This is a genomic window from Elusimicrobiaceae bacterium, from assembly GCA_028700325.1.
Lineage (GTDB): Bacteria > Elusimicrobiota > Elusimicrobia > Elusimicrobiales > Elusimicrobiaceae > JAQVSV01.
Window position 1 is genome coordinate 1 of the sequence record JAQVSV010000127.1, and the last position, 2,550, is coordinate 2,550.

2 protein-coding genes are annotated in these 2,550 nt (G+C 57.3%); both read left to right on the forward strand.

The window, feature by feature from the left end; translation table 11 throughout:
* Positions 1–757 (forward strand): magnesium chelatase domain-containing protein (locus tag PHW69_10095; protein ID MDD4005534.1); only part of this gene is annotated, 757 nt, incomplete at its 5' end.
* Positions 758–1,044: 287 nt separating this feature from the next.
* Positions 1,045–2,550 (forward strand): DUF885 family protein (locus PHW69_10100; protein MDD4005535.1); only part of this gene is annotated, 1,506 nt, incomplete at its 3' end.

Genomic DNA, 2,550 nt, shown 5'->3' on the forward strand with positions numbered 1-2,550 from the left:
CAAGTCCGGCAATCTCTCTATCGCAAAAACCGCCATAGACCGCATTATCCGGGAGTATACGCGGGAGGCCGGAGTCCGCAGTCTGGAGCGCGAGATCGGCCATATCTGCCGCAAGGCGGCCCGGGAATTCGTGGAAAGCGGCAAATCCGTAAAGGTTACCGGGCAGAACCTGGAGAAGTATCTCGGCATCCCCAAGATCGTCAACGACAAGCCAGAGGAAAATGCGATCGGAGTTTCCACTGGCCTTGCGTGGACCGAACAGGGCGGCGAAACTCTTTCTATCGAAGCGGCCTGCTTCCCCGGCAAGGGCAACATCGAGCTTACGGGCCAGATGGGCGACGTGATGAAAGAAAGCGCGACTGCCGCGCTCAGTTTCGTGCGTTCCAAAGGCCTTACGAAGGACTTCAAGTTCGCCGACAGCGATATCCACCTGCATATTCCCGAAGGCGCGGTGCCGAAGGACGGGCCGTCCGCCGGGATCGCGATGATGACGGCGCTGGCGAGCCTGTTCCTTAAAAAAACAGTCAGGCGCAATATCGCCATGACCGGCGAGATAACGCTTACCGGGCGGGTGCTGGCCGTAGGCGGGATCAAGGAAAAACTGCTAGCCGCTTACCGCGAGAAGATCAAAACGGTGCTTATTCCCAAGGCGAATTTAAAGGATCTTGAGGAAGTGCCGGAAAAGGTGCGCCGGGAAATGAAGATTATCCCCGTCACCAAAGCCGACGAAGTGCTTGAGATAATGCTCGGCAAATAGCTTGAGCTGGTTTGCGGAAAAGCCCCCCGGCCGATACCGGGGGGCTTTTTCTGGTCAGGCCGCTCACCCTGCAAAGAGCGACAGTCCTGCCGCGGGCTGGAAACACGCCTGTTTGTGCCAAACGGAAGTTCGGGCGCATGAATTGCTGTCGTGAAATATTTTTGGAAACGCGGCAATCCGGCAATTAAACGGGTCAGGCGGTTGCATTGGCGTCAGGCATTTAGCTATATTATTATTAGCGATATAATACTGCGGTTCGCGTTATGCGAACGCGCCGGGGTTCCGATATGATAATAGCCAGACTGGCGCTTTGCGCCGCTTTGCTCGCCGTTTCACTGCCGGTGCGCGCCTATGAAACCGTTTTAACCGACATGCAGGTGCAGGGCACCATTCAGGTGTCGCGCCTGAACGAGATTTTCAACCAGTATCTGGCCACCGTTCAGCTGGTTGACCCTGAACAGGCCACCCGTTACGGCCTGCATGACGCGGACCGCAATCTTACTCCGCGCACACTGAAAAACGAGCAGACCCGGCTGGACGCGTTCCGCAATTATCTCGCGCAGATTGACGCGCTCGATCCCGATGTCATGCCGCCTGACAGCGCGATAGATTTCAAGCTGTTCCGGGCCAAACTGCTGATTGATATCGCCAATATAGACCAGCTGCAGAACCTGCGCCGCCGGCCGCAGTATTATATGGAGGCCGTCGCTTCGATTTACGGACTGCTTTCCAAGGATTTCGAGCCTTATCCGATCCGCGCGGAGAACGCGCTGCTGCGGCTGGAGCAGCTGCCCGCTGTGCTTACCGAAGCCGAACAGAACCTGTATCATCCGCCGAAGATCTGGGTGGACAAGGCCATAGACCAGTGCAATGACGCCGAGAAATCGTTTCCGGATCTGATGACCGAGCTGCGGCGTCTGATCGGCATGGATCCGCTGCTGCGCCAGCGGGTCGAGAAAGCCGTGGAAAACGCCAAGAAGGCGGTTACGCGCTATCAGGAGTTTTTGCAGGACGACGTGATGGTGCAGGCGGACGGCGATTTCCGGGTCGGCGAGGAGGTGTTCGGCTATTATCTTGAGCGCTGGCACATGGTGGATGACAGTCCCGGCGGAATAATCAAGCGCATGAAAAAGAATTTCGCGAGCGCGTCCGGCGATTTCATGGAGGAATACGAGCATTACATGGAAACCTCCGGCCTGAGCGTTTCCAATTTCGACGACGTGCTTTACAAGATAGGAGAATCCCACCCGGCGGAAGATGAACTGGAGGAATATTTCCGCATGGAGCTTGAGCGGGCCTACAAGCATTTCGATAAATACCGGCTGCTGCCGCTGCCGCGGGAGCGGCTGAAGATCGTGCCGACGCCGGAATACCTCAAATCGCAGTCGGCGTTCGCGTTTTACAATGCGCCGTTCAGTCTGGACAAAAACCGCGTGGCGGAACTGTTTATCAATCTGCCGAGCCGCAAAATGCCGAAGAATGTGCGCGAAGCGGTTCTGCGGCTGGCTTTCAGCGAGCCGTACATCGAAATGGCGGTTGTGCAGGAAGCGTTTCCCGGCCGGCATCTGCAGGACTCGCAGTCGCTTTCGGGCACCCGCATCCGGCGGCTCATTCCGCAGCCGTTCATTCAAAACGGCTGGGCGGCTTACGCCCAGTATCTTGCGCTGGAACAGGGTTATTTCACGCATCACGCGGCCCGGCTTGTGTATCTGCGCTGGAATATGGTGCGCGCGGCTCGCGCCATGGCGGACGCGATGCTGCACAACAGCGAGATGGATTACAACCAGGCGGTT